General features: G+C 64.1%; 26 protein-coding genes. 19 read left to right on the top strand and 7 right to left on the bottom strand.

Annotated features, from left to right (window positions below; genetic code table 11):
- The 11 genes from CJO11_RS03630 (at position 1) to CJO11_RS03580 (ending at position 7,311) form a co-directional block, all read left to right on the top strand.
- The gene (locus CJO11_RS03630) at positions 1–570 is read left to right on the top strand and encodes a cytochrome c oxidase assembly protein (RefSeq protein ID WP_095011495.1); all 570 of its coding nucleotides are present in this window, start codon (positions 1–3) and stop codon (positions 568–570) included.
- Positions 571–689: 119 nt separating this feature from the next.
- A complete protein-coding gene (locus CJO11_RS03625; protein ID WP_095011494.1) occupies positions 690–1,520 on the top strand; it encodes a cytochrome c oxidase subunit 3 in 831 nt (276 codons plus the stop codon).
- Positions 1,520–1,903 carry a DUF983 domain-containing protein gene (locus CJO11_RS03620; protein WP_095013192.1) on the top strand — a complete coding sequence of 128 codons (384 nt, stop codon included), beginning with the start codon at positions 1,520–1,522 and terminating at the stop codon, positions 1,901–1,903. The genes CJO11_RS03625 and CJO11_RS03620 overlap by 1 nt, the downstream gene beginning before the upstream one ends.
- Positions 1,900–2,532, top strand: coding sequence for an SURF1 family cytochrome oxidase biogenesis protein (locus CJO11_RS03615; protein WP_095011493.1), 633 nt, complete (start codon positions 1,900–1,902; stop codon positions 2,530–2,532). Before CJO11_RS03620 ends, CJO11_RS03615 begins: the two co-directional genes overlap by 4 nt.
- A gap of 50 nt (positions 2,533–2,582) precedes the next feature.
- Complete coding sequence (gene thrC, locus CJO11_RS03610) at positions 2,583–3,983, top strand: threonine synthase (RefSeq protein WP_095011492.1); 1,401 nt, start codon at positions 2,583–2,585, stop codon at positions 3,981–3,983.
- Positions 3,983–4,873 carry a class I SAM-dependent methyltransferase gene (locus tag CJO11_RS03605; RefSeq protein ID WP_095011491.1) on the top strand — a complete coding sequence of 297 codons (891 nt, stop codon included), beginning with the start codon at positions 3,983–3,985 and terminating at the stop codon, positions 4,871–4,873. The genes thrC and CJO11_RS03605 overlap by 1 nt, the downstream gene beginning before the upstream one ends.
- 9 nt (positions 4,874–4,882) lie before the next feature.
- Positions 4,883–5,254, top strand: a complete 372-nt coding sequence (locus tag CJO11_RS03600) for a dihydroneopterin aldolase (RefSeq protein WP_095011490.1) — start codon at positions 4,883–4,885, stop codon at positions 5,252–5,254.
- Positions 5,254–5,607, top strand: coding sequence for a Rossmann fold domain-containing protein (locus CJO11_RS03595; protein WP_095011489.1), 354 nt, complete (start codon positions 5,254–5,256; stop codon positions 5,605–5,607). Before CJO11_RS03600 ends, CJO11_RS03595 begins: the two co-directional genes overlap by 1 nt.
- A gap of 4 nt (positions 5,608–5,611) precedes the next feature.
- On the top strand, positions 5,612–6,601 hold the full coding sequence (gene moaA, locus CJO11_RS03590) for a GTP 3',8-cyclase MoaA (protein WP_095011488.1): 990 nt from the start codon (positions 5,612–5,614) through the stop codon (positions 6,599–6,601).
- A gap of 10 nt (positions 6,602–6,611) precedes the next feature.
- Entirely contained in the window at positions 6,612–6,848 is a 237-nt protein-coding gene (locus tag CJO11_RS03585) for a MoaD/ThiS family protein (RefSeq protein ID WP_240504546.1), read from the top strand.
- On the top strand, positions 6,811–7,311 hold the full coding sequence (locus tag CJO11_RS03580) for a molybdenum cofactor biosynthesis protein MoaE (protein WP_095011486.1): 501 nt from the start codon (positions 6,811–6,813) through the stop codon (positions 7,309–7,311). The genes CJO11_RS03585 and CJO11_RS03580 overlap by 38 nt, the downstream gene beginning before the upstream one ends.
- 4 nt (positions 7,312–7,315) lie before the next feature.
- Here the strand turns inward: CJO11_RS03580 and CJO11_RS03575 are convergent, their stop codons facing one another.
- Positions 7,316–7,834 carry a hypothetical protein gene (locus tag CJO11_RS03575; RefSeq protein ID WP_150124968.1) on the bottom strand — a complete coding sequence of 173 codons (519 nt, stop codon included), beginning with the start codon at positions 7,832–7,834 and terminating at the stop codon, positions 7,316–7,318.
- A 184-nt stretch (positions 7,835–8,018) separates the two neighbouring features.
- Here CJO11_RS03575 and rplU point away from each other — a divergent pair, with 184 nt between their 5' ends.
- From rplU to CJO11_RS03560, 3 genes are all read left to right on the top strand, one after another.
- The gene (gene rplU / locus CJO11_RS03570; protein ID WP_095011484.1) at positions 8,019–8,513 is read left to right on the top strand and encodes a 50S ribosomal protein L21; all 495 of its coding nucleotides are present in this window, start codon (positions 8,019–8,021) and stop codon (positions 8,511–8,513) included.
- 15 nt (positions 8,514–8,528) lie between these two features.
- The gene (gene rpmA / locus CJO11_RS03565; protein ID WP_095011483.1) at positions 8,529–8,798 is read left to right on the top strand and encodes a 50S ribosomal protein L27; all 270 of its coding nucleotides are present in this window, start codon (positions 8,529–8,531) and stop codon (positions 8,796–8,798) included.
- A gap of 200 nt (positions 8,799–8,998) precedes the next feature.
- Complete coding sequence (locus CJO11_RS03560; protein ID WP_095011482.1) at positions 8,999–9,544, top strand: GNAT family N-acetyltransferase; 546 nt, start codon at positions 8,999–9,001, stop codon at positions 9,542–9,544.
- A 23-nt stretch (positions 9,545–9,567) separates the two neighbouring features.
- On the opposite strand, the gene CJO11_RS03555 is transcribed toward CJO11_RS03560, so the two are convergent.
- Complete coding sequence (locus tag CJO11_RS03555) at positions 9,568–10,446, bottom strand: metal-dependent hydrolase (protein ID WP_095011481.1); 879 nt, start codon at positions 10,444–10,446, stop codon at positions 9,568–9,570.
- 138 nt (positions 10,447–10,584) lie between these two features.
- Complete coding sequence (locus CJO11_RS03550) at positions 10,585–11,493, bottom strand: metal-dependent hydrolase (protein WP_095011480.1); 909 nt, start codon at positions 11,491–11,493, stop codon at positions 10,585–10,587.
- A gap of 29 nt (positions 11,494–11,522) precedes the next feature.
- On the opposite strand from CJO11_RS03550, the gene CJO11_RS03545 reads away from it, so the two are divergent.
- From CJO11_RS03545 to CJO11_RS03535, 3 genes are all read left to right on the top strand, one after another.
- Positions 11,523–12,137, top strand: coding sequence for a TetR/AcrR family transcriptional regulator (locus tag CJO11_RS03545; RefSeq protein WP_095011479.1), 615 nt, complete (start codon positions 11,523–11,525; stop codon positions 12,135–12,137).
- A 170-nt stretch (positions 12,138–12,307) separates the two neighbouring features.
- The gene (locus CJO11_RS03540) at positions 12,308–12,919 is read left to right on the top strand and encodes a YbhB/YbcL family Raf kinase inhibitor-like protein (RefSeq protein WP_095011478.1); all 612 of its coding nucleotides are present in this window, start codon (positions 12,308–12,310) and stop codon (positions 12,917–12,919) included.
- A gap of 34 nt (positions 12,920–12,953) precedes the next feature.
- On the top strand, positions 12,954–13,205 hold the full coding sequence (locus CJO11_RS03535; protein WP_095011477.1) for an SWIB/MDM2 domain-containing protein: 252 nt from the start codon (positions 12,954–12,956) through the stop codon (positions 13,203–13,205).
- 19 nt (positions 13,206–13,224) lie between these two features.
- Here the strand turns inward: CJO11_RS03535 and CJO11_RS03530 are convergent, their stop codons facing one another.
- Together CJO11_RS03530 and CJO11_RS03525 are read right to left on the bottom strand one after the other, a co-directional pair.
- Positions 13,225–13,638, bottom strand: a complete 414-nt coding sequence (locus CJO11_RS03530) for a DoxX family protein (protein ID WP_276270782.1) — start codon at positions 13,636–13,638, stop codon at positions 13,225–13,227.
- 1 nt (position 13,639) lies between these two features.
- Complete coding sequence (locus CJO11_RS03525) at positions 13,640–14,122, bottom strand: cupin domain-containing protein (RefSeq protein ID WP_095011475.1); 483 nt, start codon at positions 14,120–14,122, stop codon at positions 13,640–13,642.
- A gap of 102 nt (positions 14,123–14,224) precedes the next feature.
- Between CJO11_RS03525 and CJO11_RS03520 the strand changes: the two genes are divergently transcribed.
- Entirely contained in the window at positions 14,225–15,493 is a 1,269-nt protein-coding gene (locus CJO11_RS03520; RefSeq protein ID WP_240504545.1) for a dipeptidase, read from the top strand.
- Positions 15,494–15,532: 39 nt separating this feature from the next.
- Here CJO11_RS03520 and CJO11_RS03515 read toward each other — a convergent pair whose 3' ends face one another.
- Both CJO11_RS03515 and dapD read right to left on the bottom strand, forming a co-directional pair.
- Positions 15,533–15,865 carry a hypothetical protein gene (locus CJO11_RS03515; protein ID WP_095011474.1) on the bottom strand — a complete coding sequence of 111 codons (333 nt, stop codon included), beginning with the start codon at positions 15,863–15,865 and terminating at the stop codon, positions 15,533–15,535.
- Between the two features lie 84 nt (positions 15,866–15,949).
- Positions 15,950–16,798 (bottom strand): 2,3,4,5-tetrahydropyridine-2,6-dicarboxylate N-succinyltransferase, encoded by an 849-nt coding sequence (gene dapD / locus CJO11_RS03510; protein WP_095011473.1) that lies wholly within the window; start codon positions 16,796–16,798, stop codon positions 15,950–15,952.
- Between the two features lie 236 nt (positions 16,799–17,034).
- Here dapD and CJO11_RS03505 point away from each other — a divergent pair, with 236 nt between their 5' ends.
- The gene (locus CJO11_RS03505; RefSeq protein WP_169829127.1) at positions 17,035–19,353 is read left to right on the top strand and encodes a S8 family peptidase; all 2,319 of its coding nucleotides are present in this window, start codon (positions 17,035–17,037) and stop codon (positions 19,351–19,353) included.
- The last annotated feature ends 3 nt before the right edge of the window (positions 19,354–19,356 follow it).

Below are 19,356 nucleotides of genomic sequence, written 5' to 3'. Positions count from 1 at the left end.
ATGAGCACGTTGAGCCTCGAACGCAGCAACCTGCGGCTCGGCCTTATCGGGCTGACCGTCGCGCTGGCGATGCTCGGGCTCGGGTTCGCCGCGGTTCCGCTCTATCGCCTGTTCTGCCAGGTGACCGGGTTTGCGGGTACGACCCAGCGAGCAAGCGAATCCAAGGCGGCGGCTGCGGCGGCCGAGGGTGCGAAGCTCGGGGCCGCGAAAATATCGGTGCGGTTCGACGGCAACACTGCCCCCGACATGCCGTGGAGCTTCGGGCCCGAACAGATCACCCAGACGGTCAAGCTGGGGGAGCGCCACATGGCGTTCTACCGCGCGAAGAACAATTCGAACGTGCCGATCGTCGGGGCCGCGAGCTTTAATGTGTCTCCGGAACAGACTGGGTTTTATTTCAACAAGATACAGTGCTTCTGCTTCACGCAACAGACGCTCCAGCCGGGGCAGGAAGTGGTGATGCCGGTGCTGTATTACGTCGATCCGGCGATCCGCAACGACCCCGATGCGGCACCGGTCGAACAGATTACGCTGAGCTACACCTTCCATAGGGTCGACGACATCGATTAAGGTGCGCGCGAAGCGAATGCGGGAAACCCGCGCATTGACCACTGGACCCGGTGGGAGCTGCGCACTAAAGCTGATGCAAATGCTCGATCAGGGCGAGCTCGAATAGGGACTGAACTGACATGGCCGGCGCCAAAAACCACCAATATCATATCCTTCCGCCCGACATCTGGCCGCTGATCGGATCGATCTCGGCGCTGACTTTCACCAGCGGCATGGTGCTGTTCATGCACCGTGACACGATGCATGGCTGGCACATCGTGCTGGGCCTGGGCATCGCGGGCCTGATCGCAACGTTCTTCAGCTGGTTCTCGAACATCGTGAAGGAAGCGCAGGCGGGCGATCATACCCCGGTGGTGCAGCTGCACCTGCGCTACGGCATGATCCTGTTCATCGCTTCGGAAGTGATGTTCTTCGTCGGCTGGTTCTGGGCGTGGTTCGATTTCGCGCTGTTCCCCAGCCAACTGTCCGACGTGATCGGCGGGGTGTTCCCACCCAAGGCGATCGAAGCGGTAATGGATCCGTTCGACCTGCCGCTGCTCAACACGCTGATCCTGCTTTGCTCGGGAACTACGGTTACCTGGGCGCATCACTGCCTCATCAATGGCGATCGCAAGGGTACCAAGCAGGGACTGTGGCTCACGATCCTGCTCGGCATGCTGTTCACCAGCATCCAGGCATATGAATATGCCCATGCACCGTTCGCGTTCGGCGAGAATACTTACGGCTCGGGTTTCTTCATGGCGACCGGCTTCCACGGCTTCCACGTGATTGTCGGCACGATCTTCCTGACCGTGTGCCTCGTGCGCGCATACAAGGGCCACTTCACCCCCAAGCAGCACTTCGGTTTCGAAGCGGCTGCGTGGTATTGGCACTTCGTCGACGTGGTGTGGCTGTTCCTGTTCGTGGTCGTCTACATCTGGGGCGGCTGGGGCGCACCGATCCACGGATGATGCCGGACAACTCGGATTCACCGAAGGGGCAGCCCGGCATCGGCCAGGCTGCCCTTTCCGGTTTGTGCCCCCAGTGCGGCGCGAAGACGCTGTTTGCCGGGCTGGTGAACTTCGCCCCCAGGTGCCGCGCCTGCGGATTGGACTTTGCCAAGTATAACGTCGGTGACGGACCCGCGGCGATCCTGATCCTTGTGATCGGCGGGCTGGTGGCAGGTCTTGCGATCTGGCTCCAGCTCGCGGTCGATCCGCCATATTGGCTGCAAGCGGTGATCTGGATCCCGCTGACGACTGTGCTGGTGCTGGGCGGCCTGAGGATTTCGAAGGCGGCATTGCTCGCGAGCGAGTTTCGCAACAAGGCCGGCGAGGGGAAGCTGCGCAAGTGAGCAGGCGCGTCCCGGTGGTTCCAACGATCATGGTGTTGGCGGCCGCAGCGACAATGGCTGCGCTGGGCGTGTGGCAGATCGGGCGTGCGCGCGAACGCGATGCGATGCACGAAGCAATGTTCGAGCGCGCACGACTGCCGGTCGCCGCGTATCCCTATCGCAACCCGACCGATGAAAGTTTGCGCTATCGGCGCCTTGAGGCGACGTGCGACAAGGTGCTGGGCTGGTCGGTTCGCGGGGGCGAAAGTGCCAACGGCGATGCCGGTTGGCGGCAGATCGCAGAGTGCCTTTCCACAAGCAACAACGCGCGTTTCCCGGTGGATGCAGGTGTCGCCCTTCAGCCCGGCTTCAAGCCAAGCTGGCAAGGCGGGAAAGTGACCGGAATCGCCATCCGCGCACCCGATGAGCGGACCGGGTCCGACAAACTCTTCGGAGGCAAGATCGAACGGCCGCTGATGATCGTTGCCGAGGATCCCGCACCCGGCTTGCTGGCGTCCAAGCAGCCCGATCCGAACGACGAAAACAATCGGTCGTGGTTCTATGCGGTGCAATGGTTCCTGTTCGCGGCGACTGCATTGGTGATCTACGGACTGAGCCTGCGCAAGAAATGGCGCGCTTCGCAGGACTAAAGCCGGGTTTGCTTGCCGCGCGCGCGGCCACGGGCTAACCGCGCTTCCCGATGGACTATATCTCCACCCGTGGAAGCGCACCGGCGCTCAATTTCGAGGCGGTCACGCTGGCCGGGCTTGCCAGCGATGGCGGGCTCTATCTACCCAGTGCTTGGCCAAAGTTTTCGCCTGCCGAAATCGCTGACCTGCGCGGGCTTCCTTATGCCGAACTGGCGGCGAAGGTCATGCAGCCGTTCGTCGGCGACAGCCTCGCGCCGGAACGCCTGCTCGATCTGTGCCAGGATGCTTACGGGCGGTTCGCCCATGCCGCGGTGACGCCGCTCGTCCAGCTCGACGAACAGCATTGGGTGCTTGAGCTGTTCCACGGTCCGACGCTGGCGTTCAAGGACGTGGCGTTGCAACTGCTCGGGCTGTTGTTCGAGGAGTTCCTTTCGCGCCGTAGCGACCACCTGACGATCGTCGGAGCGACCAGCGGCGATACCGGCAGCGCGGCTATCGATGCGCTGGCGAACCGCGCGCAGGTCGACGTGTTCATGCTCCACCCCAACGGCCGGGTAAGCGACGTCCAGCGCCGCCAGATGACCACGGTGCTCGCGCCGAACATCCACAACATCGCGATCGACGGCTCGTTCGATGATGCCCAGGCGATGGTGAAGCGGATGTTTGCCGATCCGGAGATGACCGGACGGTTCCGCATCAGCGCGGTCAACTCGATCAACTGGGCGCGGCTAATGGCGCAGGTGGTCTATTATTTTGCCGCCGCGCTCCAACTCGGTGCGCCCGAGCGCAAGGTTGCGTTCGCAGTGCCCACGGGCAATTTCGGTGACGTATTCGCCGGGTATGTCGCGGCGCAGATGGGCCTGCCGATCGAGCGGCTGATCGTCGCGACCAACGTCAACGACATCCTCCACCGCGCGCTGGCCGATGGCGACTATTCCGCCGGGACTGTGACTTCCACTGCTGCGCCGAGCATGGACATCCAGGTCAGTTCGAATTTCGAGCGGCTGCTGTTCGATGTCGGTGGGCGCAATGGCGCGGCGCTGGCGGAGCAGATGCGCGGGTTCGAAGCCAGCAAGGCAATGCGCCTGACCAATGCCCAGCGGGACGGTGCAGCCGCGCTGTTCACCAGCGCGCGGGCCGATCCGAACGAGATGGGCCAGGCGATGCGCTGGGCGTGGGAGAGCTGCGGCGAAGTGCTCGATCCGCACACTGCGATCGGGCTCCATGCCGCGCGCAATGCGGACCTGCCCGGGAACATTCCGATCGTCACGCTCGCGACTGCGCACCCGGCCAAGTTCCGCGATGCAGTCGAACGCGCGACCGGCACCCGCCCGCACCTGCCCGCGCGCGTGGGCGAGCTGTTCTCGCGCGAAGAGCGCTACGTCGAGCTTCCGGGCGATTACGAAGCGGTGCGCGCGTTCGTCGCCGAGCACGCAACCCCGTCGGCCTGATGGCGGGGCTGATCGAACAACCGGTCCTGATGGCGGGCGAGGGGTGGCCCGATTATGGCCTCGTCGATTCGGGGCATGGCCGGAAACTCGAACGCTACGGCCCCTACAAGTTCATCCGTCCGGAGCCGCAGGCCATGTGGTCGCCGCGCATCGGCGATTGGGATGCGGATGGCGAGTTCGTATCGGGTTCCGACGAGGACGGCGGTGGTCGTTGGCAGTTCGCGCGCGAAGTGCCGCAGGATGGCTGGCCACTGGCGTGGAACGAAGTGCGCTTTACCGCCAGTTGCACTCCGTTCCGCCATCTCGGCTTCTTCCCCGACATGGACCCGGTGTGGCGCTGGATGCGCGGGCAATTGGCCGGGCGCGACGATGCGCAAACGCTCAACCTGTTCGGCTATACCGGCGTTGGCAGCCTGGCGCTGAGCGCGCACGGGCCCGTCGCGCACGTCGATGCCAGCAAGAAATCGATCGCGCAGGCGCGCGAGAACGCCCAACTGGCGGGAATGGCCGAGCGCCCGATCCGCTGGCTGGTCGACGACGCCGCCAAGTTCGCCGCGCGCGAAGTGCGGCGCGGGCGGCGTTATGACGGGATCATTCTCGATCCGCCCAAGTTCGGGCGCGGGCCGAACGGCGAGACCTGGCGGATCGAAGAAGGGCTTGCGCCGCTGGTTTCCGATTGCCGCCAACTGCTCGACGGTGACAGCCGCTTCCTGTTCCTCACTGTCTATGCGGTGCGAATGAGCAGCCTTGCGCTGGGCGGATTGCTCGCGGAGCTGTTTGCTGGGCTACCGGGCAAGATCGAGCATGGCGATCTTGCCGTGCGCGAGGAGGGGGAAGGCGCGCGTCTGCTTCCGACCGCGATCTTCGCGCGATGGTCGAATCCGGGCTAAGGGCAATTGATGGCTGATTCGCTCACGCTTGAAGTTGCCGACCTCGAGGTCGACGTGCTGACCGGGATCTATTCAGAAGAGACCGGCAAGCCGCAACCGCTGCGCATTTCGATCACCGCCGAAATGAAGCCGGCGGACCACTACGCGCACGATACCCCGCTCGAAGCGAGCAAGAACTACATGGACCTGAAGTTCGCGGCGACGCAGGCCTTGCCGCCGGGGGTTCATTTCAAGCTGATCGAAGCGGTGGCGGATCATATCTGCGAGACGCTGTTCGTCGCCGACGCGCGGGTCTCCGCCGTGACGGTCAAGATCGTCAAGCTGGCGATCGCCGAGGCGGATGAGAAGATCGGGATGACCCTGCGCCGGGAACGCCGCTGATGCCGCAGGCGGTACTGCGGATCGATACCCTTCCCGAGGGCGCGCTGGCTGCCGCATCCCGCTTTCATGCCGAATGGCTCCCTCGCGTGCTGGCCGCAATCGCCAATGCGGAAGACGGGCTGGTAATCGTGATGCCGCCTGCGGCTTACGATCATCGCGACTGGCGCCTTGCGGCGGTTCGTGATCTTGCACGCAAGGCCGCTCCCAAACGCGTCAATCTCGTGGCGGGAGGCAGCGGTGAAGCGCTTGCCGAAGCGCTCGCCTATCTCGACCGTGCGCCGGGCGTCACTGGCCAGTACCTGCCGCTTATCAGTAAGGGTGATAGCCACGCAGGCGGAATTGCGGCAGGGTAGCGCGATGCTCGTCGACCAGTTCCAGCGCCAGATAACCTACCTGCGCCTCTCGGTTACCGACCGGTGCGACTTGCGCTGCAGCTACTGCATGCCCGAGGCTATGAAGTTCCTCCCAAAGCGTGAGGTGTTGAGCCTCGAAGAGCTGCACGGGCTGGCGCTGGGGTTCATCGATCGCGGGATTCGCAAGATTCGCATCACCGGGGGCGAACCGTTGGTGAGGCGCGACGTGATCGAGCTGATCCAGGCGCTGGGGCGCAAGCTGGGCGACGGTCTCGACGAGCTGACGCTGACCACCAACGGCACCCAGTTGGCGCAGCACGCGGTGGCGCTTGCCGGGGCCGGAGTGCGGCGGATCAACGTCTCGCTCGACACGCTCGACCGAGAGAAATTCGCGATGCTCTCCCGCCGCGACCGTCTGCCGCACGTACTCGCCGGGATCGCGGCGGCGAAGGCAGCGGGGCTCGCGGTCAAGATCAACGCGGTCGCGCTCAAGGGGATCAACGAGCACGAGCTGCCGGACCTGATCGAGTGGGCGCATGGCGAAGGGCACGACGTCACGCTGATCGAAGTCATGCCGCTGGGCGAGATCGAGGGCGACCGGGTCGACCATTACCTGCCATTGCCTGCAGTTCAGGACGCGCTGGAAGAGCGCTGGACGCTCAGCCCGACCGACTACCGCACGGGAGGCCCGGCACGGTATTTCGACGTAGCGGAGACCGGCGGTCGGCTGGGTCTGATCACGCCGCTGACCAACAACTTCTGCGCCGGATGCAACCGCATTCGCGTGACGACGACCGGGCAGCTCTATCCCTGCCTCGGCGGCGGGGAGCGGGTCGATCTGCGTGCTGCGATGCGCTCTGGCGACCCCGACGCGGCGCTGGCGACTGCGCTCGACGAAGCGATGCTGATCAAGCCCGAGCGGCACCACTTTGCGATCTCGGAGCGCGGTGCCGATCCGGCTCAGCCGCGCCACATGTCCGTCACCGGAGGCTGATCGAGTGGCGGTGAAGGTGCTTTTCCTCGGCCCCTTGCGCGATCTGGCCGGAATGTCCGAAACCGAGATGGCCGCTCCGCTGAGCTGGAGCGGGTTGCTGGCCGCTGTTCCCGAAGCAGTCGCTGAGCAGTTACAGCTCGAACGGGTCAACGTCGCCTGTGGCGGCAAGGTGCTTGCCGACAAGACCGCACTTGCCGCGCAAGACGGCGATGAAGTGGCGCTCCTGCCGCCTGTCAGCGGCGGCTAAGATGCAAATCGCGGTGCCTGCCGATGTGCGGCTGCTCGACGCCGGATTGGAGCCCAGCGCAGCCCTCGCGGCATTCTCGGCGGTCCACACTGCCAGCGGAGGGATTGCCAGCTTCTCCGGGCAAGTCCGTCCGGATGAAGCCGTCGAGGCGCTCGAACTCAGCCACTACGAGCCGCTTACCTTGCCTGAAATGGAGCGGCTGGTCGGCGTTGCACTTGAACGCTGGCCGCTCGATGGCGTGCTGGCGTGGCACCGGGTTGGGCAGATGGTGCTCGGCGATCCGATCGTGCTGGTCGCCGCCGCCTCCAAACACCGCCGCGATGCGATCGAGGCAGTCGACTTCCTGATGGACCACCTGAAATCCGCCGCATGGTTCTGGAAGCGCGAGAAGCGCGCCGACGGGTGGCATTGGATCGAGCCGCGCGATGCGGACTACGCGGACCGGGCGCGGTGGACCGATTGACCTGTCACCCGGGCAATCTAGCCCGCAAGCCCGCCAGCACCGAGTCTTCCTGACGGAGCAGGTCCAGGATCGTACCGCGCGCTGCGTCGGCATCATGCCGATGGGCCGCCGCCAGCGTATCGTCGACATACATCGCGTCGACGTCTGCCAGCGGGACTGCGACAAGGCTGCGCTTCGCGTCGAGGTCGGCTAGCGCGATTTGCGCGGTGGCCCAGCTGTCGCTGCCCGTTTCCCCGGCGGCGGCGACGAGTTGGACTGCCGCCGGGACCGCGCTTTCGAATTGCGCGTGCCTGTTCTGGGCGAGTGTGACGAGCGCTGCAATCTTCGCCTGCTGGTCTGCTGCAGAAGGAGCGTCTGGAACAGGTGCCAGACTCGGCGAATCGCTTGGTGCTACATCGGGCTGGAAGGTACCTTGCACCCGCTCGCCTGGGCGGATCGCTAGCGAGGGATAGTTCGACGGCGTCGCGCAGGCCGCAACGAGTGCCAGTGGGGCAAGGGCGAGGAGGCGCGTTATTGACTTCACTCGTCGGCCCATAGCACGCGCGACACGCCAATCCAGCATTGGCGCAATTCCGCCCCGGACGGCGTTGACTTGGCGCACCCTTTCCCCTAACGGCACCCATCTTTCCGAGCACCTGCCAATCGGCGGGTGGCCGGATGCGTCGCTCCCTAGGGGGCGGACCACACGAGATTGAGAGAAAACCACCATGTTCGCTGTAGTGCGCACGGGCGGCAAGCAATACCGGGTTGCCGCCGGAGACAAGATCGCGGTTGAGAAGCTGGCAGGCGATGCCGGCGACACCGTTACGCTGGGCGACGTCCTGCTCGCCGGCGAAGGCGACAAGCTGGCCGATGCCGGCAAGGTTGTCGTGTCGGCCGAAATCATCGCTCAGGCCAAGAGCGAGAAGGTCGTCGTGTTCAAGAAGCGGCGCCGCCACAATTATCGCCGCAAGGCTGGCCACCGCCAGCAGATGACCCTGCTGCGCATCACCGACGTGGGTGAGGGCAAGGCCGCCGCGAAGAAGGCGGCTCCGGCGAAGAAGGCCGAAGCTCCGAAGGAAGAAGCGCCTGCCAAGGCTGCTGCTCCGAAGAAGGCTCCGGCCAAGAAGGCTGCTGCCCCGAAGGCTGCTGCTGCCGAAAAGGCTCCGGCGAAGAAGGCCCCGGCCAAGAAGCCGGCCGCCAAGAAGACCGAAGACAAGTAAGGAAGGCACGAGACAATGGCACACAAGAAAGCAGGCGGTTCGTCGCGTAACGGTCGCGATTCCGTTGGCCGTCGCCTCGGGGTCAAGAAGTTCGGCAGCCAGGAAGTGATTCCGGGCAACATTATCGTGCGCCAGCGCGGGACCAAGTTCTATCCGGGCGCCAACGTCGGGATGGGCAAGGATCACACGCTGTTCGCCCTCACCGAGGGCCGCGTGCGATTCCACAAGGGCAAGCTCGGCCGCAAATACGTTTCGGTCGACATGCAGGCCCAAGCCGCCGAGTAAACCGGACGGACCGATAAAGGGGCCGTCCACGGGATGGCCCCCCGCCGGGACTCGAAAACCGGCACGAAGAGGGAGATGGGGCCAACCCGTCTCCCTCTTGTCGTATCTCCCTCACAACCCGGCGAATTCCGGTTCGCCGCAACGCCGTTGTCATGCGCCAGCCTTATCGGGCCAACGCATGGAGCCGAGGAGAGTGAGAGATGTTCCATCGCAGCGAGCGCCTGTTCCTGCGCCCTGCCTGGCCCGAGGACTGGCAGGCCGTGTTCGCCGGCATTGCCGACGAAGGGGTAGTGAAGAACCTCGCGCGTGCCCCATGGCCATATGAGCCCGACCATGCCCGCGCGTTCGTCTCGCGCGAGCACGATCCGTACTATCCTACGTTCCTGATGGTGTTGCCTGACGCCAATCGAGCGCAGCCGATCGGGTGCATCGGGATCCACGATCGCGACGGCGAGACCGAGCTCGGCTATTGGCTGGCGCGCCCGTGGTGGGGCCGTGGTCTCGCTACCGAGGCGGCTCGGGCGGTGTGCGACATTGCCTCAGCTATCGGCCATAAGCGGCTGATAGCAAGCCATTTCGTCGACAACCCTGCGTCGGGCAGGGTGCTGCGCAAGGCGGGCTTCCGTCCGACCGGAATCGTGCGTCCGCACGTCTCACTCGGCCGTGGCGGCGATGCCCCGGCGGTGGAGCTGGTGCGCGAGGCAGAGCAGGACGAGGACGGTGCGCCGCAAATGCGTGCGGCGTAGCCGTCACTCGATTTCGGGCCGAATCAGGCTGCGAGCACCGCGTCGGGAAACTCGCCGTCGGCGTACTGCGCGATCAACGCGCGATCGTCATGGTTCCACGGGTGGAAGCCGGGCAGGAAGTAGGCGAGCCACTGGCCGGTGATCTTGCGCAGGAAGCCGGGCTTGACCAGCAGGTAGGCCCAGATTTTCGCCTTCCACTTCCACCCTGTGAGACCATCCTGCGCGAGCAGCGCGGCGGTGTCCTGCACCCGGTGGTGGATGAACCGACGGGTGACGACGAGCATCATCAGGCTCTTCACCTTCCAGCGCTTCCAACGGCTCCAGTCGCGGGTCGCGTGCAGCCAGGTGTCGTAGGAAACGCCCTTGTGTTCGATCTCTTCCGCCGAATGCCAGCGCCACAGGTCGCCGAAATCGCCTTCCGCACCTTCGAGGTGGCGCGGATCGGCCAGCAGTTCGTGACCCAGCATCGCGGTAAAGTGCTCGAGCGCCATCGTTGCCGCGAGGTTGAGGATCACCGGGCGGTCCTTGGTCAGTGCGAGCATTTCCTCGACCCGCTTGTCGATGAAGGCGACGTCATAGCCGCTCGCTTCGGCGAGCTTGTTGAACACGATATGTTCGCGGGTGTGGTTTATTTCCTGGCGGACGAACGCGCGGATTTCTGCCTCGAGCTTGGGATCGGCGCCGTCACGGTGCGCCTTGACCGCTTCGATGAAGAACGCTTCGCCGCGCGGGAATGTGGCGGACAGGGCGTTGAACCAGGCCGTTGCGACCGGATCGTCATTGAGCCACCAGTGGCGCGGCTGTGCGCCGCGCGCAAACCGGCGGTCGCGAACGGTGATGGTAAGGTCTTCAGGGGTAGGGGTAACCGATTTCACGTCGTCGAAGGTGACAGGCGCATTCATGGCGGAGCTCCAATTACTGACATGAATGTAAGTATAAATAACTTACACAAGTGTCAATAGTGGATTGTGCGACGCACAATTTACCCCTCGCAGAGGTGCGAAGACTTCAGAAAAAACAAGGAATTTGCCTCGTAGCGGCTATTCTGCGGGCATCACGGCAGCGGGATAATCGCTCTCGTATCGTTGGATCAGCGCCCTGTTGTCGTGCTTCCAGGGGTGGAAGCCGGGCATCAGGATCGCGGCCCACTCGAAGAACATCCGCCGCATCATGCCCGGCTTGAGCCACAGGAAAGCATAGAGCTTGCGCCGCGCGATGCGCTTGTCGAACCCGTCCTGCTCGAGCAGGCCGACCGCATCGCGGATGCGGTTGCCGAAATACTTCTTGGTGATGAGCGCCGCGACCAAAGCGCGGGTCTTGTAACGCTTCCACGCCGACCAATTGCGGGTGGCATAGAGCCACACGTCGTAAACCAGCCCCTTGTGCTCGATTTCCTCTGCCGCGTGCCAGCGCCACAGGTGCGCGACCTCCGGATCAGCCCCTTCGAGATAGCGCGGATCGGACAGCAGGCGGTTGCTGATGACGGCAGCGAAATGTTCGAGCGAGAAGCTGACCGCAAGGTAGAATTCGTCCGGACGTCCGTCGATCATCTCCAGCATGTCGTAGATCCCGCGATCGATCGACTCGACGTCGTAGCCGTGCGCGGCGGTCAGGCGGTTGAAAGCGACGTGTTCGCGGGTGTGGTTCACTTCCTGCCGCACGAAAGCCTTCACTTGCGCTTCGAGGTGTGGCGGCATCTTGCCGCGGAACTTCTTGAGCGTGTCGATGAAGAATGCTTCGCCGCGCGGAAGGCTGGCGCTGACCGAGTTGTACCATGCAGTCGCCACAGGATCGTTCGAGTGCCACCAGCGCGGGGGGCGGCTCTCGCGGCAGAACCGCTCGTCGCGCACGATCAGCTCGTGTTCGGCCGGAGTCGCGCTGGGTGGACCATTCGCGGGCTTGCCCGCAGCGACCGGGCGCTCTAGGCGTGCATGTTCGGTGTCGCTCATGATTATGATTTTATTAAGCATGTGAATCGATGGCAAGTCGCAAGCGCCTCAGCCCTGAAGAATCGCGCACCGCTGCGCTCGAAGCAGCACGCCACCTGCTGATCGAAACCGGGCCGCAATCGGTCACGCTCAAGGCGGTCGGTGGACGCATTGGACGCACGCATGCGAACCTGCTGCACCACTTCGGATCGGCTTCCGGCCTTCAGAAAGCGCTCGCCGCGCACCTCGCGCAAACAGTTTGCGCAACCATCAAGGAAGCGGTCGAGGCAAGCCGCGCGGGGTTGGGTTCGCCGCGCGAAGTGGTCGACCTGACATTCGATGCGTTCGACAAGGAGGGGGCCGGCGCGCTCGCCAGCTGGATGCTGCTCAGCGGCAACGAAGACGCGCTCGATCCGATTGTCGAGACGATCCACGAACTGGTCGACGAAATCGCCCCGGGGGAAGCGGCGACCCACGAAGGCGTCCAGGCGCTGCACGAAAACACCCTGACCCTTGTCCTGATGGCGCTGGGCGATGCGCTGATGGGCAAGGCGCTAGCGCGCTCGCTCAACTTGCCGGATACGGCAGCCCGGAACCGGGCCGAGCGGCTGCTGCGCGAGTCGCTCGACGTGATCGATATCCCGTCCATCCGGGGCGAAGGCTAGGTAAACGGCATCGCCAACCTGCGAAAAGGTCGCGAATCCAAGAAAATAGCATCAAAAGCGCGACGAAACGCCCCACAATGGTGTCGAAAAGCGCCTTTACGGGGTTGCTTAGACGCGGCGGGACCGCGATGCGCCTAGGGTCAGCGGCGTAGGAAAGGGAGAAGGGCCGGATGGCAGATACGGTTCCAGCGTGGCTCGCGCCGGCATTGCGTTCGCCCCGAGGTGCACCTCGGCCGGCGCACGGTCGGCTGGCGATTGCCCGCATGGCCGATGAGAAGACGCTCGGGCGCGGCGGGTTCACGCTGTCGAGCCCGGCTTTTCGCGATGGCGAGGAACTCGATCCCTGCTTTACCGCCGACGAGGAGGACGCCGTCGCCCCGCCTCTGGAGTGGACCGCGCCGCCGCCCGGCGCGCACGAACTCGTGCTGGTAGTGGAAGATCCCGATGCGGTGGGCGACGACCCGTTCGTCCACTGGCTGGTCTGGGGCCTGCCTGCGCAGAAGGGAAAGCTGCTCGAAGGCGAAGTTCCGCCGCGCGTCGGCAAGAACGGGTTCGGCAATTCCGAATGGCTCTTGCCGCAGCCCCCGCACGACGATGAGGCGCACGATTACGTGTTCCAACTGTTCGCGCTCGACTTGCCTCTCACGCTGATGCCGGGCGCCGGAAAAGACGAGGTTTTCGCCGCAATCGACGGTCATGTGGTCGCTGCGGCGGTTTGCACAGGCAGTTATGCCCGGTCCGAAGCGGAGGAGGACTGGACCGAAGGCGACGATTTCGACTAACTTTTGACCATAACAAACACGAAAGGACCAGATTATGGCTGGTAAGAACAATGCACTCCAGAAGCCGGTCAACCTGACGCCGGAACTCGAAGCCGTTGTCGGCAAGGGTCCGATGACTCGCGCCCAGGTGACTTCGAAGGTGTGGGACTACATCAAGAAGCACGGCCTGCAGGACAGCAAGGACAAGCGCCAGATCAATCCCGATGGTGCGCTCGGCAAGGTGACCGGCTCGGCCCAGATCTCGATGTTCAAGATGACCGGTGCCGTTTCGAAGCACATGAGCTGATCGCTCCGGCGAACAGCACCTAGCGTTTCGTGTGGCGAGCGAACGGCCAATCGGTCGCTTCGCTCGCCCACAGCGCAGCCCAGATCAGCAGCGGTTGTGCGAGCAGTCTGGGGACATGATAGGCCAACCCCAGCCCGTGATCGGGGCGTGCCATGTCCAGCGCCATATGATGGAAGTTGGCGGGCCAGACACACAGAGCATAGAGTGCCAGACCAATTCCCGCCGCTCGCCGCAGTCGCGGTGACCATGGCTGCGACAATCCCACCGCACCGAGCAGTTCGGCGATTCCCGTCAGTGCGATGACGATCCCCGGGTAAGGCACCCAAGTCGGCGTGATCTTCACGAACGGCGCGGGCAGCATGATGTGCAGGTAGCCGGCGGCGGCATAGAGAACCGCCAGTAACCAGCGAGTGGCGCTACGTTTGCGAGTCACGTCAGAGTTTCCTCTCGTGCTGGTGCATCTCGCTTGCTTGGCCGCCTTTGCCCGGCTTCCAATCCGGCGGTGCGAGTTCGAACCCCGCGAACTCGAAGCCCGGCGCAACCACGCAGGACACAAGCGTATATCCTTCCTGGCCGCCACCAGCGAGTTCGGCTGCCTGCCACCAGTAGGGCGGGACGACGGCCTGGAGCAATCTGGTTGCGGTCGACGGCGGCCCGAGTTCGATCCGCTCCGCCGGTCCTTCGTCGGATTCGCACATTGACAGCATCAGCGGATCGCCGGCGTGCCACAGCCAAATCTCGGCGGCATCGACGCGGTGCCAATGCGAGCACTCGCCTGCCTTCAGCAGGAACAGGATAGCGGTCGACGATGCGCGTTGCCCGCTCGCAATCGGCGCACGCCACGTTTCCTTGAACCAACCGCCTTCGGGATGCGGTGCAAGGTCCAGTCGTTCGATGATCCTGTCGGCTTCGCTCACGGTTCCTCCGGTTGCTTGCAGATGGCCACGTTTGTAGCGTGAAGGTTGGAGATGGTCACACGTCCTAAGAAGGGTTACCACTTCTCCTGGGGAAATCGGTGAATGGGGGGCAAGGCAATGAAATACCTGGCGATCGGCATGGCGGCATTGATGGTGGCGACGCCGTCGTTCGCGCAGACCCCGCAACAGGTGGCTGAAGCTGCTTTATCTGAAGCACCGGTGTGGGACGGGCATAACGACGTACCCGAGCAGCTGCGTGAGCGGATGCGCGATGTCCTCGCCAGTTTCGACTTCAACGACACCACCGATGAGCCGGTCACTGAATACGGCGGGCCGTCGATGCACACCGACTTGCCGAGATTGGCCAAGGGGCATGTCGGGGCGCAGTTCTGGTCGGTCTATGTCAGCGCCGACCTGCAAGGTTCCGCGCCGGTGCAGGCCACGCTCGAGCAGATCGACGTGATCAAGCGGGTGGTGGCGCGCCACCCCGACCGGATGCAGCTCGCCACTTCGACCGCTGACGTGATTGCTGCGCGCAAGGCGGGCAAGATCGCTTCGCTGATCGGGATGGAGGGCGGCCATTCGATCAACGGCAGCCTCGCGGTCCTGCGGCAGATGTATGCACTCGGCGCGCGCTACATGACGCTGACCCACTCGAAAAACACCCCGTGGGCCGACAGCGCCACCGATACGCCCGCTCATAACGGACTCACCGACTTCGGCCGCGACGTAGTGCGCGAGATGAACCGGTTGGGGATGCTGGTCGATCTCAGCCATGTCAGCGAGAAAACGATGATGGATGCGCTCGACGTAGCCAAGGTGCCCGTGATCTTCAGCCATTCCGGCTCGCGGGCGGTCGATGGCCACTCCCGCAACGTTCCCGATGCCGTGCTGGCGCGCCTGAAGGACAACGGCGGGGTGGTGATGAGCGTCGGGTATCCGCCGTTCCTTAGCGAAAAGCTGCGCCAATGGGGTGCCGCCAAGGCGGGAGAGGAAGCCCGACTCAACGCATTGTGGCTCGGCCAGCCCGACAAGGCTGCCGCGGCGATGAAGGCGTGGGAAGCGGCCAATCCCGCTCCTCAGGCGACCATCAGCGACTGGGCCGACCATATCGACCATATCCGTGCAGTGGCCGGGATCGACCATGTCGGCGTAGGCGGCGATTACGACGGGATGGAAGTCGGGCCGGTCGGGGCAGAGGATGTGAGCGGGTATCCCGCACTGTTCACCGAACTCGCGCGGCGCGGATATTCGAAGACTGACCTCGAGAAGATATCGAGTGGAAACATCATGCGGGTGATGAAGGCTGCCGAAGCCTATGCGACAGCGCATCGTTCGGATCCGCCGATCGAGAATCCGACTGCGTTCTAGTCTCAGGCTACTGTCTTTCTCAGGTCATCGACGCGCGCGTTACTGCTGCTGTGTCGCGTGCCTGTTTTGCTCGATCTCGAGCATGCCATTGTAGCTGTAATTCTCGCTTCCGGGGCTGAGTTCGTCTGATTTGTTGGCCGCGATTGCATCGGGCATATCGTCATCCTGCGCCTTTTGTTGGGCAATTTGTGCGCTCACGTCGCCCTGGCCGGAACTGATCGGGTGGTCGGTCGCTCCGTTGATCCAGATCAGCGAGAGAGACGCGATGGCGAGGATCAGACCGACCCCCAGCACCCAACGAACGACACCTTCCTTCGAGCCGCCGCTGGCATGGGTTTCGGTTTCGACTATCTGGTCGGTTCGGGTGTTCATGGCTCACGATCTCCTGATCGGATTACCCGTCCGCCACTCCAACGATCCGGGCGAGCGAGCGTTCCGATCCGCTATGAGATCGTGTCAGTCGCGCAAGAGCTCGTTGATGCCGGTCTTGGAGCGGGTTTGCGCGTCCACCGTTTTGACGATCACAGCGCAGTAAAGGTTCGGGCCCGGCGTGCCGTCGGGCAAAGGCTTGCCCGGCAGCGAACCGGGCACGACCACTGCATAAGGCGGCACTTTGCCCATGTGTACTTCGCCGGTCGCCCGATCGACGATCTTGGTCGATGCGCCGAGATAGACGCCCATCGACAGCACCGCGCCTTCGCCCACCCGCACGCCTTCGGCAACCTCGGCGCGCGCGCCGATAAAGGCCCCGTCGCCGATAATCACCGGGTCGGCCTGGAGCGGTTCGAGCACGCCCCCGATGCCTGCGCCGCCCGAGATATGCACGTTCTTGCCAATCTGCGCGCACGAACCGACCGTCGCCCAGGTGTCGATCATCGCACCCTCGCCGACATATGCGCCGATATTGACGAAACTCGGCATCAGAACCGCACCGGGCGCGATATAGCTGCCGCGCCGCACCACAGCGCCGGGCACGACCCTGAACCCTGCATCGCGAAAGCGGTTGTCGCCCCAGCCGGCGAACTTGCTGGGAACCTTGTCGAAAGCGGGGGTGCCTGCGCTGCCGCCTTCCATCACTCGGTTGTCTTGCAGGCGGAAGCTGAGCAGCACGGCCTTCTTGAGCCACTGGTTGACGTGCCAGCCGCCGTTGCCGTCAGGCTCGGCCACCCGCGCATTGCCATCGTCGAGCAATTGCAGCGCCTCCGCAACGGAATCGGCCACCTCGACGCTACCGGGCGTGACCTCGGTCCGCGATTCCCACGCGGCATCGATGGCGGCGGCAAGCTGGGCGGTGTCGTCGGGCATAGCTGCAAATCCTGTTGGGTTGGTCGGGGAGGCGCTAGCGAGACCGGTGGCCCGCTGCAAGCCGATTGGGTGCGCGGCAATATGCAAAGGTCCATGAATTCGTGTTCAGGGACGCTTTAGCAATCCGTGCTATGGACTATCCGCTGCAAATTGCACCGTGGGACGCAGGCATGGGACGCAACGGAACATCGGCAAGTCGCAAAGCTGGAGCGCAAACGCGCTTGAGATGCGGTGTTGTGGCCCTCTTCGTTGTCGTCTTGAGCGGATGCGGCGGCTCCGGTGGAAGCGTTGCCTCGACTCCGCCTCCCACGACGACCACTCCTTCGACGCCGACTCCCACGCCATCGACGACCAACTTCAACACCACCGAATACCAGCAATCGACCGGGCCCGCGTTCCACAATGCAATCACCGCATGGCAGCAAGGAGCGACCGGACAGGGCATCAAGATCGGGATTGTCGATACAGGGATCGACACGACGACTTCCGAATTCACCGGACGGATCGATCCCAAGAGCGTCGATGTCGCCGGAACACGCTCGATCGACGACCAGGACGGTCATGGCACGCAGGTTGCGCTCGTAGCAGCAGCGGCGCGAAACAATTCCGGCGTAATGGGGATTGCCTTCGATGCCACGATCGTCGCTTTGCGGGCCGACCAGCCGGGGTCTTGCGCGACGTTCGACCCCAACAATCCGGATAGCGGCTGCCTGTTCGACGACACTGATATTGCCAAGGGGGTCAACCATGCGGTCGCAGCCGGAGCGACGGTGATCAACCTCAGCCTCGGTGGCGCGGACGGCATCACGGCAACGATGCAACAGGCGATCGCCAATGCCGCCGCAGCGGGCGTGGTGGTCGTGGTCGCAGCTGGCAATGGGGGGGATGGAAGCGATCCCAAGATCGACCCCAACAACCCCGATCCTTTTGCCAGCCAGGTCAGGGCTGCCGGTGGCGCCAATGTCATCATTGTCGGGTCGGTCAACGACAAAGGCGTGATCTCGAGCTTCAGCAACCGTGCGGGCAGCGACGCGGCCTATTACCTCACCGCGCTCGGCGAGGGAGTGTGCTGCGAATACCAGAACGGCACGATGCTGATCACCCACAAGGCCGATGGCGATTACGTCACGGTCCTGTCGGGCACGAGCTTTTCCGCGCCGCAAGTGGCGGGGGCGGTCGCACTGCTCAAGCAGGCTTTTCCCAACCTCACCGGTGCTGAAATGGTCAAGATACTGCTTGATTCGGCAACCGACGCAGGGGTGACAGGCGTCGATTCCACTTACGGTCACGGAATTCTCGACATTGCTGCCGCGTTTGCACCGCAGGGCACGACGACTATGGCGGGCAGCTCGACTCTGGTCCCGCTGGCCGACAGCGCGGCCGTCGCTTCCTCGGCGATGGGCGATTCGATGACTCAGATCACGCTCGATGCAGTGGTCCTCGACGGTTACCGGCGGGCCTACAACGTGAACCTGGGGCCGACGATGCGCACAGCGGCCGTCATGCCGCGCCTGCTTGGCGCGGTCGACGCCGGGACAAGGCAGCTTGGTGCGAGCGGCAAGAATGTGTCGCTGGCTTTCACGGTGGCTGGTGGCGCGCAGGGCACGCCCGGCTGGTCCGCACCGCTTCGCCTGACGCAGGAGGATGCCGAACAGTCGCGGGTGCTGGCTGCTCAGGTCGCGCTCAAGCTTGCGCCGACCACGACGATGGGATTTGCCATTCGCGAGAGCGCCAATGGGCTTGTCGCACAGGTTCAAGGGCAGGAGCGGCCAGCATTCCTGATCGCACGCGACGCCAATGGCGACACGGGTTTCTCAGAGAGCGCCGATGCCTCATTCGCGTTTCGACAGCGGTTGGGGCGCTGGGGCCTGACCTTCAGCGGGCAAAGCGGACAGGCGTGGCTCGGCACGGTTCGCGAGGCCAACGGCGTGCTCGATCGCTGGCGTGCACGATACGGCACCCGCAACTTCGCGCTCACTGCCGACCGGCGCTTCGGTCCGGTCGATACTTCGCTGGGAGCGACGTGGTTGCAGGAAGATCGCACCGTGCTCGGCGGATATTTCGCCAATTCGCTCGGTGGGGGCGGGGCGAATACGCTGTTCGTCGATGCCACTGCCGGGTGGCGGTTTGCCGAGGGCTGGCGACTGGGCGGTGCGTTTCGCCAGGGATGGACCCGCGCCGACCATGCCGGGTTCATAACTTCAGGTTCCAACCTGACAAGCCGTGCGTGGTCGCTCGACGTGCAGCGGATCGGGATTTTCGCACATGCCGACAGGCTTGGCTTGCGGGTTTCGCAGCCGTTACGGGTCGAAAGCGGCGGGCTCGCGCTCGATCTGCCGATTTCCTACGACTATGCGACGCTGGGAACGACCTACGGCATTCGCACACTGCCGCTCACCCCGCACGGACGCGAGATGGACGGTGAACTGGCGTGGAGCGGCCCGCTGTGGGGCGGCAGCGCTTCGGCCAGCCTGTTCTACCGCAAGGATCCGGGGCACATCGCATCATTGCCCGACGACAAGGGCGTGGCGCTGCGCTGGAATACCCGGTTCTGACGC

It is taken from the genome of Tsuneonella mangrovi (assembly GCF_002269345.1).
GTDB classification, from domain to species: Bacteria; Pseudomonadota; Alphaproteobacteria; order Sphingomonadales; family Sphingomonadaceae; genus Tsuneonella; species Tsuneonella mangrovi.
The sequence above is the reverse complement of the archived record's forward strand: the minus strand, read 5'-3'. Positions and strand labels throughout refer to the sequence as shown.

Excerpts from the sequence above, each read along its gene's own strand:
- CJO11_RS03560 (WP_095011482.1), top strand. The coding sequence starts at position 8,999 with ATGTTCCATCGCAGCGAGCGCCTGTTCCTGCGCCCTGCCTGGCCCGAG.
- CJO11_RS03580 (WP_095011486.1), top strand. The coding sequence starts at position 6,811 with ATGAAGTGGCGCTCCTGCCGCCTGTCAGCGGCGGCTAAGATGCAAATC.
- CJO11_RS03630 (WP_095011495.1), top strand. The coding sequence starts at position 1 with ATGAGCACGTTGAGCCTCGAACGCAGCAACCTGCGGCTCGGCCTTATC.
- CJO11_RS03620 (WP_095013192.1), top strand. The coding sequence starts at position 1,520 with ATGCCGGACAACTCGGATTCACCGAAGGGGCAGCCCGGCATCGGCCAG.
- thrC (WP_095011492.1), top strand. The coding sequence starts at position 2,583 with ATGGACTATATCTCCACCCGTGGAAGCGCACCGGCGCTCAATTTCGAG.
- CJO11_RS03625 (WP_095011494.1), top strand. The coding sequence starts at position 690 with ATGGCCGGCGCCAAAAACCACCAATATCATATCCTTCCGCCCGACATC.
- CJO11_RS03515 (WP_095011474.1), bottom strand. The coding sequence starts at position 15,865 with ATGAACACCCGAACCGACCAGATAGTCGAAACCGAAACCCATGCCAGC.
- rplU (WP_095011484.1), top strand. The coding sequence starts at position 8,019 with ATGTTCGCTGTAGTGCGCACGGGCGGCAAGCAATACCGGGTTGCCGCC.
- rpmA (WP_095011483.1), top strand. The coding sequence starts at position 8,529 with ATGGCACACAAGAAAGCAGGCGGTTCGTCGCGTAACGGTCGCGATTCC.
- CJO11_RS03535 (WP_095011477.1), top strand. The coding sequence starts at position 12,954 with ATGGCTGGTAAGAACAATGCACTCCAGAAGCCGGTCAACCTGACGCCG.
- dapD (WP_095011473.1), bottom strand. The coding sequence starts at position 16,798 with ATGCCCGACGACACCGCCCAGCTTGCCGCCGCCATCGATGCCGCGTGG.
- CJO11_RS03540 (WP_095011478.1), top strand. The coding sequence starts at position 12,308 with ATGGCAGATACGGTTCCAGCGTGGCTCGCGCCGGCATTGCGTTCGCCC.
- CJO11_RS03550 (WP_095011480.1), bottom strand. The coding sequence starts at position 11,493 with ATGAGCGACACCGAACATGCACGCCTAGAGCGCCCGGTCGCTGCGGGC.
- CJO11_RS03520 (WP_240504545.1), top strand. The coding sequence starts at position 14,225 with ATGGGGGGCAAGGCAATGAAATACCTGGCGATCGGCATGGCGGCATTG.
- CJO11_RS03605 (WP_095011491.1), top strand. The coding sequence starts at position 3,983 with ATGGCGGGGCTGATCGAACAACCGGTCCTGATGGCGGGCGAGGGGTGG.
- CJO11_RS03595 (WP_095011489.1), top strand. The coding sequence starts at position 5,254 with ATGCCGCAGGCGGTACTGCGGATCGATACCCTTCCCGAGGGCGCGCTG.
- moaA (WP_095011488.1), top strand. The coding sequence starts at position 5,612 with ATGCTCGTCGACCAGTTCCAGCGCCAGATAACCTACCTGCGCCTCTCG.
- CJO11_RS03600 (WP_095011490.1), top strand. The coding sequence starts at position 4,883 with ATGGCTGATTCGCTCACGCTTGAAGTTGCCGACCTCGAGGTCGACGTG.
- CJO11_RS03555 (WP_095011481.1), bottom strand. The coding sequence starts at position 10,446 with ATGAATGCGCCTGTCACCTTCGACGACGTGAAATCGGTTACCCCTACC.
- CJO11_RS03545 (WP_095011479.1), top strand. The coding sequence starts at position 11,523 with ATGGCAAGTCGCAAGCGCCTCAGCCCTGAAGAATCGCGCACCGCTGCG.